Origin of the sequence: Kitasatospora xanthocidica (genome assembly GCF_014656195.1) — a bacterium.
GTDB classification, from domain to species: Bacteria; Actinomycetota; Actinomycetes; order Streptomycetales; family Streptomycetaceae; genus Kitasatospora; species Kitasatospora xanthocidica.
The window spans coordinates 1-15,590 of record NZ_BNBY01000037.1 but is presented as its reverse complement, the minus strand read 5'-3'; the positions used below and the strand labels follow the sequence as shown (position 1 = coordinate 15,590).

Here is a 15,590-nt window from a genome sequence, read left to right as displayed (position 1 = left end):
GCCCGCGGCGGGCGAGTCTTCCTGTCGCGGCGCCCCGGCCGAGCGGGCGCCCGCCCCTGCGAGAGGAGAGCGGAATGGCCGACGAGAGCACCGACCCGCGCACGTACTGGGTGGTCCGCAACGACGAGGAGCAGTACTCGATCTGGCTGGCCGACCGGGAGCTCCCGCTGGGCTGGCACCGGGAGGGCACGGAGGGCCCCAAGCAGGACTGCCTGGACCACATCGACACCGTCTGGACGGACATGCGTCCGCTGAGCCTGCGGGTGCGCATGGAGCGGGAGACCCGGCCGGCATGAACACCGTGGTTGGCCGCGCCGACGCACCCCTGCCCGACCGGTGCGTGCACGAGTGGTTCGCGGGACGGGCGTCGGGCACGCCGGACGTGACGGCCCTGGAGTTCGGCGGACGGCGGCTGACCTACGCCGAACTGGACTCCCGGGCCAATCAGTTGGCCCATCTGCTGCGCGCCCGCGGGGTCGGTCCCGACGCCCCGGTCGCGGTGTGCGCGCAGCGCAGCCCGGAGGTGGTGACCGCGCTGCTGGCCGTGCTCAAGGCGGGCGGTCACTACCTGCCGCTGGATCCGGAGTACCCGGCCGAGCGGCTCGCCTTCATGGTGGCCGACTCGGGCGCCAGGGTCCTGCTGGTCGAGCCGGAGCTCGCCGGCCGGTTCGCGGCCACCGGCCTGGAGCGGGTGGCGATCGAGCCGGACTGGTCGGCGGCGGCCGGCCTGCCGACCACGGCTCCCGCGTCGGGGGCCGTGCCGGACGACCTGGCCTACGTGATGTACACCTCGGGCTCCACCGGCCGCCCGAAGGGGGTCGGGGTCACCCACCGCAACGTGCTGCGCCTGGTCCACGAGGCCGACTACGCGGACCTCGACCCGGGGCAGGTGGTGCTGATGCTCGCCCCGCTCTCCTTCGACCTCTCCACCTTCGAGGTCTGGGGCGCGCTGTGCAACGGCGCCCGGCTCGCCGTGCTGCCGCAGGGCGTGCCGACGGCGGCCTCGATCGAGGAGGCGGTGCGCCGGCACGCCGTCAGCGTGGCGCTGCTGAGCACCGGGCTGTTCCAGCACGTGGTGCGCACCCGGCCCGGCGCGCTGGCGACGGTGCGCCAGGTCCTGGTCGCCGGGGACGTGGCGCCGCCGGCCGAGGTGCGGATGCTGGTGGAGCGGGGCGTGGAGGTGGTCAACGGCTACGGGCCGACCGAGTGCACCACCTTCTGCGCCGCGCGGCGCGGGGTCACCCTGGCCGAGACCCGGGGCTCGATCCCGATCGGCCGGGCCATCACCCGGACCACCCTGTACGTGGTGGCGGAGGACGGCGTCACCCGGGTGCCGGCCGGCGAGTCCGGCGAACTGCTGGTCGGCGGGCCGGGGGTGGCCCGCGGCTACCACGGCCGCCCGGCGCTCACCGCCGAGCGCTTCGTCCCGGACCCGTACGGCACGGTGCCCGGCGCCCGGCTCTACCGCACCGGGGACCTCGTCACCGAGGGCGCCGACGGCCTGCTGCTCTTCCACGGCCGGCGCGACCAGCAGGTCAAGATCAACGGCCACCGGATCGAACTCGGCGAGGTCGAGGCCGCGTTGGGCAACCACCCGGAGGTCCGGGCGGCGGTGGCCGCGGTGCGGCCGACCCCGGCCGGGGACAAGCAGCTGGTCGGCTACGTGGTGTCGGACACCCTCGACCGGCCGGGCCGCCCGCTGCGCGAGTACCTGCGGGAGCTGCTGCCCGAGTACCTCGTCCCGACCGCCTGGGTGCGGCTGCCCGCGCTCCCGCTGAACCCCAACGGCAAGGTGGACCGGGCCGCGCTGCCGACCCCCGGCGACGACCCGGCGAAGGCGCCGGTCACCGCGCCGCGCACCCCGGTCGAGCAGGCCGTCGTCGAGGTCTGGTCCGAACTGCTCTCGGTGGCCGCGATCGGCGTGCACGACGACTTCTTCGAGCTCGGCGGGCACTCGCTGCTGGCCACCGAGGTGACCGCCCTGCTGGGCGAGCGCTTCCCGGTCGAGCTGCCGGTGAGCGCGGTGTTCGACGCCCGTACCCCGGCCCTGCTCGCCGAACGGCTGCGGGCGGCGATCACCGAGCGGGTCGAGCAACTTTCCGATGCAGAGGTGGAGTCGATGTTGTCTCAGGTGATCGAGGGATGAGCGCTCCGCTGACCGGCCCTCCCCCCGCCCAACCGACCGGCTCGGCCGGCACGACGGGCGCTTCCGACCTGACCGACCCGGCCGACGCGACGGGCACGGCCGACCCGACCGGGCAGGCCGAGCGGCGCCGGGCGCTGCTGGACGGCCTGCTGCGCGGCTCGGGCCGGCCCGCCGCTCCCGGCGGCGCCGCCGAGCAGGCCCTCCCCCGGGTCGCCCGCGGCGGCCCGCTGCCGCTCTCCTTCGCCCAGCAGCGGCTGTGGCTGCTGGAGCAGCTGCGCCCCGGCACCGCCGAGTACGTGCTGCCGGTCGGCTGGGAACTGCGCGGCCCGCTGGACGTGACCGCGCTGCGCCGCGCGCTGGCCGAGGTGTCGGCCCGTCACGAGGTGCTGCGCACCCGCTACCTGGAGGTCGACGGCGAACCGCGGCAGCTGCCGCTGGCCGAGGCCGCACCGGAGTTCGAGCTGGTGGACCTCGCCGGGCTGCCCGCGGACGACGCGCGGGACCGGCTGGACGGGCTCGTCGGGCAGCTCGCCCGCACCCCCTTCGACCTCACCGCCGGCACCCCGCTACGGGCCCGGCTGGTCCGCCTCGCCGAGGACCACCACGTCCTCGTCCTGGCCTTCCACCACATCGCCTTCGACGGCCACTCGGTCGGCGTCCTCGCCGCCGAACTCGGCGCCCTCTACCCGGCGTTCGCCGAGGGCCGGCCCAGCCCGCTGACGCCGCCCGCGGTGCAGTACGCGGACTGGGCCGGCTGGCAGCGCGAGGCGCACTCGGCCGCCGCGACGGCCGGCCAGCTCGACTACTGGCGGCGGAAGCTGGCCGGATCGGCCGCGCTGGAGCTGCCCGCCGACCGGCCCCGGCCGCCGGTCTTCGACCCGGCGGGCGCGATCCTGCCGTTCACCGTGCCGGCCGGGACGGCCCGCGCCCTGACCGCCTGGGGCCGGACCCGCGGCGCGACCCCGTTCATGCTGCTGCTGGCCGCGTTCAAGCTGCTGCTGGCCCGGCACGCCGGCCGCCCGGACGTGACCGTCGGCGCCCCGCTGGCCGGCCGCACCCGGCCGGAGGCCCGGGAGCTGCTCGGCTTCTTCGTCAACACCCTGGTGCTGCGCACCGACCTGTCCGGGGAGCCGACCTTCGCGGAGGCCGTCGACCGGGTCCGGGAGACCGCGCTGGGCGCCTTCGCGCACCAGGACGTCCCGTTCGAGCGGCTGGTGGACGAGCTGGGCGCCGAGCGCGACCTCGCCCGCAACCCGCTGTTCCAGGTGATGTTCGCCTACAACGGGGCGGGCTCCGGCGCCGGCTTCGGCGGCGCAGGGCTGAGCGCCACCCCGTACCCGACGCCCTGGCACAGCGCCAAGTTCGACCTGACGCTGCACCTGACCGAGGAGCCCGACGGCTCGCTCTCCGGCGTGGTCGAGTTCGCCACCGCGCTGTTCACCCCGGAGCGGGCGGCCGTGCTGGCCGAGCACTTCACCGCGCTGCTGGACGCGGTCGCCCACGACCCGGGCACGACCGTGACCGGTGCCACCCTGTTCTCGCCCGAGGAGCGCGCCCGGCTGGAGCGGTGGAACGACACCTCGGTGCGCTACCCCGAGGGCGAGCTGCTGCACGTCCTGGTCGAGCGGCAGGCCGAGCGCACTCCGGCGGCCGTCGCCGTGCGCTTCGAGGAGGACGAACTCGACTACCGCGGGCTGCAGTCCCGCGCCGAGGCGCTGGCCCGCCGGCTGCGGGCGCTGGGCGTCGGCCCGGAGCGCACCGTGGCCGTCTGCCTGAACCGGGGGCTGGAGCTGCCGGTGGCGCTGCTGGCGGTGCTCCGGGCCGGCGGCGCGTACCTGCCGCTGGACCCGGGCTACCCGGCGGAGCGGCTGGCCCACATGCTCACGGACTCCGCCGCGCCGGTCGTGCTGACCACCGCCGACCTCGCGGCCGCGCTGCCCCCGCACCGGGCCCGCGTCCTGCTGCTGGACGCCGAGCCGGCCGAGGAGCCCGCCGAGTCCGGGAGCCCCGTGACCGTGGACCCGCTGCACCCGGCCTACGTCATCTACACCTCGGGCTCCACCGGCCGTCCCAAGGGCGTGGTCTGCACCCACCAGGGGGTGGTCAACCGGCTGCGCTGGATGCAGGACGCCTACCGCCTCACCGAGGCCGACCGGGTGCTGCAGAAGACCCCGTACAGCTTCGACGTCTCCGTCTGGGAGCTGTTCTGGCCGCTGATCACCGGCGCGACCCTGGTGATGGCCCGGCCGGACGGCCACCGCGACCCCGGCTACCTCGCCCGGGTCATCGCCGACCAGGGCGTCACCACCCTGCACTTCGTACCCGCGATGCTCCGCGCCTTCCTGGCCACGGTGCCCGCCGACGCCACCGTTCCCGCCGACGCCACCGCGCCCGCCGACGCCACGGTGCCCGCCGACGCCACGGTGCCCGCCGACGCCCCACCCGCCGGGCTGCGGCTGGTCCTGTGCAGCGGCGAGGCCCTGCCCGACGACCTGGCCGAGGCCTGCCACCGCCACCCGGTGACCGGCGGCGCCGCGCTGCACAACCTGTACGGCCCCACCGAGGCCAGCATCGACGTCACCGCCGCCCCGTGCCGCCCCGGCGAGCGCGTCACCATCGGCACGCCCGTCGCCAACACCCGGGTCCACGTGCTGGACGACGGCCTGGCCGCGGTGCCGGTGGACGTCCCCGGGCAGCTGTGCCTGGCGGGCGTCCAGCTCGCCCGCGGCTACCTCGGCCGGCCGGCGCTGACCGCCGAGCGCTTCGTCCCCGACCCCGACCCGGGCAACCCCGGCGGACGGCTCTACCTGACCGGCGACCTCGCCCGGCGCAACCCCGACGGCACGATCAGCTACCACGGCCGCGGCGACCACCAGGTGAAGCTGCACGGGCACCGGATCGAGCTCGGCGAGATCGAGGCCGCGCTGCGCACCCACCCGCTGGTCGCCGACGCCGTGGCCGCGCTGCACGGCGTGCCCGGCGGCGAGCGGCTGACCGCGCACGTCGTCCCGGCCGACCCGGCCGCCGCGCCGGCCGCCGCCGGACTCCAGGCCCACCTGCGGCTGTCGCTGCCCGAGCACATGGTCCCCACCGCGTGGACCAGCCTGCCCCGGCTGCCGCTGACGCCGAGCGGCAAGCTGGACCGCGCGGCCCTGCCCGATCCGGTGCCGCAGGCCGCCGCCGAGCACGTCCCCCCGCGTACCCCGGTCGAGCACCTGGTCGCCCGGGCCTGGGCGGCGGCCCTGGGGGTCTCCCGGGTCGGCGTGCACGACACCTTCTTCGACCTCGGCGGCGACTCCATCCTCGCCATCCGCGCCGTCGGCCGGCTGCGCGAACAGGGGCTCGACGTCTCCGTCCAGGACCTCTTCCGGTACCGGACCGTGGGCCTGCTCGCCGAGGCCCTGGCCCCGCGCGCGGCGGGCCGGCGGGCCGAGCCCACCGCGCCCTTCGCGCTGCTCGCCCCGGGCGACCGCGAGCGCCTGCCGGGCGGCCTGACCGACGCGTACCCGCTGTCCCTGGTGCAGGCCGGGATGGCGTACGAGATGCTGGCCGGCGCGGCCCGGGGCATGTACGTCAACGTCCTGAGCTACCCGGTGCGCGAGGAGGACGACGGCTTCGCGCCCGACGCGCTGCGTGCCGCCGCCGCGCTGCTGGCCGAGCGGCACGAGATCCTGCGGACCTCGGTCGACCTGTCCGGCCACGGCGAGCCGCTCCAGCTGGTGCACGCCGAGGCGCGCATCCCGCTGGAGGTCCACGACCTGCGCGGGCTCTCCGCCGAGCGGCTGCGGGCCGAACTCGCCGCCGCCACGGCGCGCGAGCAGTCCACGCCCTTCGACCTGGCCGCCGCCCCGCTGCTGCGGCTGGTCGCGCACCGGACCGACGACCGGCGCTGGCGGCTGACGGTCGTCTACGCCCACACCATCCTCGACGGCTGGAGCCAGAACTCCCTGGTGCCCGAACTGCTCGGCTACTACCGGGCGTTGCGCGAGGGCCGGGACCCGCGGCCGCCGGCCCCGCCGGCCACCCGGTTCGCCGACACGATCGCGCTGGAGCGCCGCTCCCTGGAGTCCGCGGCGGACCGCGGGTTCTGGCGCGAGCGGGTCGCCCGGCACGCCCCGTGGCGGGTCCCCGAGGGCTGGTCGCACCCGGAGCGGCACCGTACGGACGACGGCGCCGAGGACGCCGTCCACCGGGTCGCCCGGGTGGGCTTCGCCGACCTGCTGCCGGGCCTGCGCGCGGTGGCCACCGGGGCCGGGGTCCCGTTGAAGAGCGTGCTGTTCGCCGCCCATCTGACCGTGCTCGGCCTGTTCGGCGGCTCCACCGACGGCCCGGCGGCGTTCACCTCCGGGCTGGTCTGCAACGCCCGTCCCGAGACGGCCGACGGCGACCAGGTGCGCGGCATGTTCCTCAACACCGTGCCGTTCCCGGTGGTCCTGGACGCGGCCGACTGGCCCGCGCTGGCCCGGTCCGTCTTCGCCGAGGAGACCGCGCTCTGGCCGCACCGGCACCACCCGCTGCCCGCCATGCAGCGCGCCTGGGGCCAGGACACCCCGCTGGTGGACGTGTTCTTCAACTACACCGACATGCACGTGCTGGCCGACGAGGGCATCGACGCGGACGAGGTGGAGGACCGGACGCCGAACGAGTTCGGCCTCTCGGTGTCCACCGTGCCCGGCACGGTCCTCCTGGAGGCCGCCGCGGCGCGGATCGGTGCCGAGGAGCTCGCCCTGCTCGCCCGGACCTACCGTCATGTGCTGGCCGGCCTGGTCGCCGACCCGCAGGCGGACCCCCGCGCCGTCACGCTGCCGCCCGCCGACCGCCGCGCCCTGCTGCCCGCCGGACCGCCCGTCACCGCGGCGCAGGACGGACCGACCGTGCTGGAGCTGTTCCACCGGCAGGCCGAGCGCACCCCCGACGCGGTGGCGCTGGTCTGCGGCGAGCAGCGGATCGACTACGCCGGGCTGCGCTCGCGCGCCAACCGGCTGGCCCACCATCTGCGGGCGCTGGGCGCCGGCCCGGGCACCGTGGTCGGGCTGCTGCTGGACCGCGGCCCCGAGCTGCTGACGGCGATGCTGGGCGTGCTCGGCTCCGGCGCGGCCTACCTTCCGGTCGACCCGGCCCTGCCCGAGGACCGGATCCGCTTTCTGTTCGACGACTGCGCCAGCCCCCTGGTCGTCACCGACCGCGCGCTGTCCGCCCGGCTCGCCGCCGGCGGGCCCGCCGAGGGCCGCCGGCTGGTGCTGACCGACGCCCACCGGGCGGAGATCGCCGCGCACCCGGACACCGCGCCCGCGGTCCCCGCCGACCCGGCCGCCCTGGCCTACGTCATCCACACCTCCGGCTCCACCGGCCGGCCCAAGGGCGTCATGGTCACCCACGGCGGCCTGACCGGCTTCCTGACCGCCATGGCCGAGCAGGTGCCGCTGCGGCCGGACGACGCGGTGGCCGCGCTCACCACGGTCTCCTTCGACCCCTCCGTGCTGGAGCTGTACCTCCCGCTGCTCGCGGGCGGCCGGGTCGTCCTCGCCGGCACCGAGGAGGCCAGGGACCCGCTGCGGATGGCCGAACTGCTCGACCGGACCGGCCCGGCCGTCGTCCAGGCCACCCCGGTCACCCTGCGGATGCTGCTGGACGGCGGCTGGAAGGCCCCCGCCGGGCTGCTGGTGCTCAGCGGCGGCGAACGGCTCACCACCGACCTGACCGACCGGCTCACCGCCGGCGGCGCCCGGGTCTGGGACCTGTACGGCCCCACCGAGACCACCGTCTGGGCCACCGTCACCCGGCCGGGCACCGACCCCGGCGGGGCGCCGTGGTCCGTCCTGGGCAACACCCGGCTGTACGTCCTCGACGGGCGGCTGGAGCCGGCCCCGGACGGCGTGGTCGGCGAGATCCACCTGGGCGGCTCCGGCCCGGCCCGGGGCTACCTCGGACGGCCCGGCACCACCGCCGGCGCGTTCCTGCCCGACCCGTACGGCGGGGCACCCGGGGCCCGGATGTACCGCACCGGCGACCTCGGCCGCCGGCGCCCGGACGGCGGCGTGGAGCTGCTCGGCCGGGCCGACCACCAGGTGAAGATCCGCGGTCACCGGATCGAGCCCGGCGAGATCGAGACGGCGCTGCTCTCCTGCCCGGAGGTGCGGGCCGCAGTGGTCCAGCCGGTGACCCTGCCGACCGGCGAGGTCGAACTGGTCGCCCACCTGGAGCCGGTGCCCGGCGCCCGGGTGCCCGAGCACGGCGAGCTGCGCGACCGGCTGCTGGCGACCCTGCCCGACTACATGGTCCCGGCCGCCTTCGCGGTCCTCGACGCGCTGCCCCTGACGCCCTCCGGCAAGGTCGACCGGCGACGCCTGCCCGCCGTCGAACCCGGCGCGGACGTCCAGGAGTTCGTCGAGCCCAGGGACGAGGCCGAACGGACCGTCGCGGCCGCCTGGTCCGAGATCCTCGGCCACCGGCGGATCGGCGCGCACGACAACTTCTTCACCCTCGGCGGGCACTCCGTGCTGGCCACCCGGATCGCCCTGCGGCTGCGCGAGGCGACCGGCCGGGAGGTGCCGGTGCGGGCGGTCTTCGACCGCGCCACGGTGGCCGCGCTGGCCGCCGCCCTGCCCGACTACCCCGAGGCGGGCGCGGCCGCCGCGCTGCCGCTGCTGGGCGCCCGCCGGGCCCGCCGGGCCCGCCGGGGCGGTGCCCGGTGACGGCCGCCGCCGAACGGCCCGAGGCCGACGACCCGCCCCTGCACCGCAACCGGGACTTCGTCCTGCTGTGGACCGGCTCGGCCCTGTCCATGCTGGGGTCGACGGGTGCCACCGTCGCCTACCCGCTGCTGGTCCTGGCCGTCACCGGCTCGGCCGCCGACGCGGGGCTCGCCGGGTTCACCGCGCTGCTGCCGCTGCTGCTCCTCCCGCTGCCGGCCGGGGCGCTGGTGGACCGCGTGGACCGCAAACGCCTGATGATCTGGTGCGACGTCGTCCGGGGGGCCGGCGCGCTGAGCATCGTGCTCGCGCTGGCCCTCGACCGGCTGACCCTGACGCAGATCCTGCTGGTCGGCTTCGTCGAGGGCAGCCTGACGGTCTGCCACGAGCTGGCCTCCCACGTCGCCGTCCCGCACCTGGTGCCGAAACGCCGGCTGACCGAGGCGCTGTCGCGCAACGAGGCCCGCGAACGGGCGGCGGTCACCCTCGGCACCCCGCTGGGCGGCGCGCTCTTCGGGGTGGCCCGGGCGCTGCCCTTCCTGCTGGACGCGATCAGCTACGCGGTGTCCGTGGTGACGCTGCTGCTGATCCGCAAGGACTTCCAGGCCGCGCCCGGCGGGGCCCCGGAGTCCGACGGCGCGGCCCCGGAGTCCGACAGCGCGGCCGACGGCGCAGGGCCGCCCGCCAAGCCGCTCGCCGAGCTGGCCGCCGGGTTCGCCTGGCTGTGGCGCCAACCGTTCCTGCGCACCGCCGCCCTGGCCGTCGCCGGCAGCAACCTGCTGTTCCGGGCGCTGTTCCTGGTCGTCGTGGTGCTCGCCGACGAGCGCGGCGCCTCCCCCACCGGGATCGGCGTCCTGCTGGGGGTCGCGGGGGCGGGCGGCGTGCTCGGCTCCACCGCCGCCTCCTGGTGCCGGCGGCGCCTGCCGCTGCCGGCCGTGGTGATCGGCGCCAACTGGGCCTGGGCCCTGCTCGCGGTCGGCCTGCTCCTCGCCGACGACCTCTACCTCACCGGCGCGCTCTACGCGCTGATGTGGTTCGTCGGCCCGATCTGGAACGTCGCCGTGGCCACCCAGCAGCTCTCCACCACCCCGGACCACCTCCAGGGCCGGGTGTCCGGCGCGAGCAGCGTGCTGTCCGGCGGAGCGCTGCCGCTCGGCTCGCTCGCCGGCGGGCTGCTGCTCCAGTGGTACGGCACCGGGACGGCCCTGACGGCGCTCGCCGTCTGGATGGTCCTGCTGGCGGGCGCGGTGACGCTCAGCAAGGCCGTCCGGCAGGGCCCGGCCGCCCCCGACGACCCCCCGGCGAGCGACCCGGCGCTCCCCGCCCCGACGGACGCGCCCGCCGTCTAGGGCGCCCGGCCCGTCCGACCTCTCCCCGACGCTCTCACGAGGAGTACCGCCATGACCCGTACCCCAACGACACCCCCGGCCCGGGCCGGGCGCGACCCGCGCGCGGGCGTCCGGTGACGGCGCCCCCGGCCGACGGGGCGCCCGGCGGTGTGCTGTCCACCGTCGGCGCCACCCCGCTGGTCGAGCTCACCCGGATCTTCCCGGACAGCGGCTTCCGCACCTACGCCAAACTGGAGGCACACAACCCCGGCGGCAGCATCAAGGACCGCTCCGCGCTGAACATGCTCGTCGACCGGATCCGCTCCGGCGCGCTCACCCCCGGCAAGTCCGTGGTGGTGGAGTCCAGTTCCGGCAACCTCGGGATCGGCCTGGCCCAGGTGTGCCGGTACTTCGGAGTGCGCTTCGTCTGCGTGGTGGACGCCCGGACCAACCAGCAGAACATCGCCGTGATGCGGGCCCTGGGCGCCGAGGTCGAGGTGGTGACCGAGTGCGACCAGGGCACCGGCGAGTACCTGCCGGTGCGGCTGCGCCGGGTGCGCGAACTGGTCGCCGGCATCCCGTACGCCTACTGCCCGGACCAGTACGCCAACCCGCTGAACGCCCGGGCGCACCGGCAGACCATGCGGGAGATCGTCGAGGAGCTGGACGGCCGGGTCGACTACCTGGTGTGCGCCACCAGCTCCTGCGGCACCCTGCGCGGCTGCGCCGAGTACGTCCGCGAACGCGGCCTGGCGACCCGGATCGTGGCCGTCGACGCGGTCGGCAGCGTGATCTTCGGCGGGACCGCCGGGCCCCGGCTGATCCCCGGCCACGGCGCCTCGGTGCGGCCCGCGCTGTTCGGCGCGGACCTGGCCGACGAGGTGGTGCACGTCGACGACCTGGACTGCCTGGTGGGCTGCCGCGCGCTGGCCCGCCGGGAGGCGATCCTGGCCGGCGGCTCCTCCGGCGCGGTGCTCAGCGCCCTCGACCGGATCCGCCCGCGGGTGCCGGCCGGGTCCGTCTGCGCCGTCGTCCTGCCCGACCGGGGCGAGCGCTACCTGGACACGATCTACAACGACGACTGGGCGGCCGAGCACTTCGGCGACGCCGCCGACCTGTGGAAGGACCCATCGGTGGAGGTGGCAGCATGCTGATCCTGGGCGCCCGCGACGTACGGCAGGCACTGGACGGGCGGGAGCGGGAGGTGCTCGCGGCGGTCCGCGAGGCCTACGTCCGGCACGCGCGGGGCGAGAGCGCGATCCCGCACTCGGTGTTCCTGCGCTTCCCCGAGGACGAGCGCAACCGGATCATCGGCCTGCCCGCCTACCTGGGCGGGGAGCGGCCGGTGGCCGGGATGAAGTGGATCTCCTCCTTCCCCGGCAACCTGGAGCTGGGCCTGGAGCGCGCCTCGGCGGCGATCATCCTCAACTCGATGCGCACCGGACACCCCGAGGCCCTGGTCGAGGGGTCCCTGGTCTCGGCCCGGCGCACCGCCGCGAGCGCCGCGCTGGCCGCCGCCACCCTGGCCGGGGAGCAGCCCGACACCGGGGCCGCCCTGATCGGCTGCGGCGTGATCAACTTCGAGGTGCTCCGCTTCCTCCGAGTGGTGCTGCCCGCCCTGGACACCGTCACCCTGTACGACCGGGACCGCGGCCGGGCGGAGGGGTTCGCCGCCCGCTGCGCGCGGGAGCAACCGGGCCTGAAGACCGCCGTGGTGGACCGGCCCGAGGCGGCGCTGGCCGCCCACCCGCTGGTCAGCCTCGCCACCACCGCCGCCGCCCCGCACCTGGACACCGCGCCCTGCCGGCCGGGCACGCTGGTGCTGCACGTCTCGCTGCGCGACCTGACGGTGGAGTCGGTGCTCTCGGCGGTCAACCTGGTCGACGACCCGGACCACGTGTGCCGCGCCGCCACCTCCCTGCACCTGGCCGAACAGGAGTCCGGCGACCGGGAGTTCATCAGCGCCACGATCGGCGGCCTGCTCGCCGGGCCGGACCCGCGGCCGCGCGACCCGAAGCGCACCACCGTGTTCTCCCCGTTCGGCCTGGGCATCCTCGACCTCGCGCTGGCCGACCTGGTGCGGCGCGGCGCCGAGGCCGGGGGCGGCGGCACCCGGCTGGACGACTTCCTCCCCGGCGGCGCGCCGTGACCGCCCGGCCCGCCGTGCTGGCTCCACCGGAGCTGCGGCGGTACCTGGCGGACGCGACCGGCCCCGACCGGCCGTACCCGCTGGAGCAGTGCGTCCACCAGCTGTTCGAGCGGCAGGCCCGGCTCACCCCGGACGCGGTCGCGCTGGTCTGCGAGGACGTCGAGCTGGGCTACGCCCGGCTCAACGAGCGCGCCAACCGGCTGGCCCACCGGCTGCGGGCGGCCGGGGCCGGGCCGGAGGCCCTGGTCGGGGTCCGGCTGGAGCGGGGGGTCGACCTGGTGGTGGCCCTCCTGGCGGTGCTCAAGTCCGGGGCCGGGTACGTGCCGCTCGACCCCGAGCACCCGCCGCTGCGCACGGCCGCCGTCCTGGCGGAGAGCGGCGCGGCCCTGCTGGTCACGGACGCGGTGACGGCAGAGGCCGCCGAGCACGCCGGGGTGCGGCCGGTCGTCCCGGCGGACGAGCCCGGCCGGCCCTCCCACGACCCGGCCCCGGCGGCCGGGCCGGACCACCCGGCCTACGCGATCTTCACCTCCGGCTCGACCGGCCGCCCCAAGGGCGTCGTGGTGCCGCACCGGGGGGTGGTCAACCGGCTGCTGTGGATGCGCGACGACTGCGGGCTGGCCGAGGGCAGCCGGGTGCTGCAGAAGACGCCCGCCACCTTCGACGTGTCGGTCTGGGAGTTCTTCGGCCCGCTCGCGGTCGGCGGCACGCTCGTCCTGGCCCGGCCCGGCGGCCACCGGGACCCGGCCTACCTGCACCGGGTGCTGGCCGAACAGCGGGTGGACACCGTGCACTTCGTCCCCTCGATGCTGCGGGAGTTCCTCGCCGACCTGCGGGCCCGCCGCGCCCACGGCGGCCCGCCCGAACTGCCCGACCTGCGCCGGATCGTGTGCAGCGGCGAGGCGCTCGGCCCGGACCTGGTCCGCGAGGTGCACGAGCTCCTCGACTGCGAGCTGTTCAACCTGTACGGGCCCACCGAGGCGGCGGTGGACGTCACCGCCGAGCGCTGCCTGCCCGGCGCCCCGGTCACCATCGGCCGGGCGGTCGCCAACACCCGGACCTACGTGCTCGACCAGGACGGCATGCCCGTCCCCCCGGGCACCGCCGGCGAGCTCTGCCTGGCCGGCGTCCAGTTGGCCCGCGGCTACCTCGGCCGGCCCGGCCTCACCGCCACCGCCTTCCGGCCCGACCCGTACGGCCCGCCCGGCGCCCGGCTCTACCGCACCGGGGACCTGGCACGCCGACGGGTGGACGGACGGATCGAGTACCTGGGCCGGCTCGACCACCAGGTGAAGATCCGCGGCCTGCGGATCGAACTCGGCGACGTGGAGGCCGCGCTGGCCTCCCACCCGCAGGTGCACGCCGCCGTGGCGGCGGCGCACCCGGCCGCCACCGGCGGCAGCCGGCTGGTCGGCTACCTGGTCGGCGTCGTCCCCGACGCGCCCGACCTCACCGAGCTGCGCAAGCACCTGGGCGAACTGCTCCCCGACTACATGGTCCCCACCGCCTGGGTCCGGCTCGCCGAACTGCCGCTCACCGCAAGCGGCAAGACCGACCGCAAGGCGCTGCCCGCCCCCGACGACGGCCGCCCGGAGCTCGCCACCGCCTACCTGGCCCCGCGCACCCCGACCGAGCGGGCCCTGGTCGGCGTCTGGGAACAGGCCCTGGGGGTGGCCCCGATCGGCGTCCGGGACCGCTTCCTCGACCTGGGCGGCCAGTCCCTGATCGCCACCCGGATCTGCTCCCGGCTGCGGGCGCTCACCGGCGCCGCGCCCTCCCCCGCCGACCTGCTGGCCCGACCCACCGTCGAGGACCTGGCCGCCCTGCTGGACGCGGCCGGACCGTCCGCCGCTCCGGAGGCCGGCCGCACCGTGCCGCCGCGCCCGCCCGGGCCGGTTCCGCTCTCCTCCGAGCAGCACCGGCTCTGGTTCCTGGACCGGCTCACCCCGGGCAGCACCGAGTACACCATGTACGACGCGCACCGGCTGCGCGGCCGGATCGACCTCGCCGCACTGCACCAGGCCCTGCGGGCGACCGTGAACCGGCACGCCGCGCTGCGCACCACCTTCGAGTCCGTCCGCGGCGTCCCGCACCAGGTGGTGCACCAGGACCCGCCGAGCCTCCCGGAGCTGGTGGACCTCACCGACGCGCCGCCCGGCGAGCGCGAGAAGCGGGCCCGCCGAGCCGTACGGGAGGAGGTGGCCCGGCCGTTCGCGCTGGACCGCGGCCCGCTGCTGCGCCTGGTCCTGCTCACCCTGGGGCCGGAGGACCACGTGCTGCTCGCGGTGGTCCACCACATCGTCTCCGACGACTGGTCGATGGGCGTGTTCTGGCGCGACCTGTCCGAGTGCTACCGGGCCGCGCTGGCCGGCCGCGCCCCCCGGCTGCCGGAACTGCCCGTCGACTACCCGGACTACGCGGCCTGGCAGCGCGCCGAGGCCGACACCGCGGACCGCACCGCCGCCGACCTCGACCACTGGCTGCGCCACCTCCGGGCGCCGCTGCCCGTCCTGGAGCTGCCCGCCCCGGGGCCGCCCGGCGACCACCCCCGGCCGCCGCTGCGCGGACGGCGGGACACCGTCGTCGACTTCACCCTGGACCCGGCGGTCACCGCCGCGCTGAACCGGACGGCCGGCGAGGCCGGCGCCACCCCGTTCATGGCGCTGCTCTCCTGCTTCTCGGCCGTGCTCACCGGCGCCGCCGGAACGGACGACCTGGTCGTGGCCACCTTCACCGCCAACCGACCGGTGGCCGAACTCACCGACCTGGTCGGCCTGTTCGTCAACACCCTGGCGCTGCGCACCCCGGTGGGGCGGCGCGAGCCGTTCACCCAGGTACTGGCCCGCACCAGGGCCACCGCGCTCGCCGCCTACCGTCACCAGGGCCTGCCGTTCGACCGGGTGGTGACGGCGCTGCGCCCACCGCGCGACCCGAGCCGCAACCCGGTCGCCCAGGCCGGCTTCCAGCTGCTCGGCCCGCTCACCGGCCGGGTCGACCTCCCCGGGGTCGTCGCCGAACCGTACGACCACGGGCAGGGCGGGCACCCCTTCGACGTCCTGGTCGACCTGCGGGAGAACGGCGGCGCCCTGGACGGCCGGCTGCACTACCCGGAGGGGCTGCTGACCGGAGCGGCGGCCCGCGACCTGGCCACCGCGTTCACCCGGTTCGTCGCGGCCGCCGCCGAGCGACCCGGCCTCCCGGTGGAGCGGCTCGGCTGAGGACCGGCCCCGACGGCGGCCGGGACCCCCGCACGGATGCGGACGGGGGTCCCGGCC

Annotated in this window: 7 protein-coding genes; all 7 read left to right on the top strand. The window is 76.7% G+C overall.

Annotated features, from left to right (window positions below; genetic code table 11):
* Positions 1-74 precede the first annotated feature (74 nt).
* The 7 genes from IE332_RS36065 to IE332_RS36035 all read left to right on the top strand — a co-directional run bounded on the left by IE332_RS36065 (position 75) and on the right by IE332_RS36035 (position 15,533).
* A complete protein-coding gene (locus tag IE332_RS36065) occupies positions 75-296 on the top strand; it encodes an MbtH family protein (protein WP_189925032.1) in 222 nt (73 codons plus the stop codon).
* A complete protein-coding gene (locus IE332_RS36060) occupies positions 293-2,146 on the top strand; it encodes a non-ribosomal peptide synthetase (RefSeq protein WP_189925022.1) in 1,854 nt (617 codons plus the stop codon). Before IE332_RS36065 ends, IE332_RS36060 begins: the two co-directional genes overlap by 4 nt.
* Positions 2,143-8,841, top strand: a complete 6,699-nt coding sequence (locus tag IE332_RS36055) for a non-ribosomal peptide synthetase (RefSeq protein WP_189925020.1) — start codon at positions 2,143-2,145, stop codon at positions 8,839-8,841. The genes IE332_RS36060 and IE332_RS36055 overlap by 4 nt, the downstream gene beginning before the upstream one ends.
* Positions 8,838-10,187: an MFS transporter gene (locus IE332_RS36050; RefSeq protein WP_229929186.1), complete on the top strand. Its 1,350-nt coding sequence runs from the start codon at positions 8,838-8,840 to the stop codon at positions 10,185-10,187. The genes IE332_RS36055 and IE332_RS36050 overlap by 4 nt, the downstream gene beginning before the upstream one ends.
* A 113-nt stretch (positions 10,188-10,300) precedes the next feature.
* On the top strand, positions 10,301-11,320 hold the full coding sequence (gene sbnA / locus IE332_RS36045) for a 2,3-diaminopropionate biosynthesis protein SbnA (RefSeq protein WP_229929185.1): 1,020 nt from the start codon (positions 10,301-10,303) through the stop codon (positions 11,318-11,320).
* Positions 11,314-12,315 (top strand): 2,3-diaminopropionate biosynthesis protein SbnB, encoded by a 1,002-nt coding sequence (gene sbnB / locus IE332_RS36040; RefSeq protein WP_189925017.1) that lies wholly within the window; start codon positions 11,314-11,316, stop codon positions 12,313-12,315. The genes sbnA and sbnB overlap by 7 nt, the downstream gene beginning before the upstream one ends.
* Complete coding sequence (locus tag IE332_RS36035) at positions 12,312-15,533, top strand: non-ribosomal peptide synthetase (RefSeq protein ID WP_189925015.1); 3,222 nt, start codon at positions 12,312-12,314, stop codon at positions 15,531-15,533. Before sbnB ends, IE332_RS36035 begins: the two co-directional genes overlap by 4 nt.
* Positions 15,534-15,590: the final 57 nt, after the last annotated feature.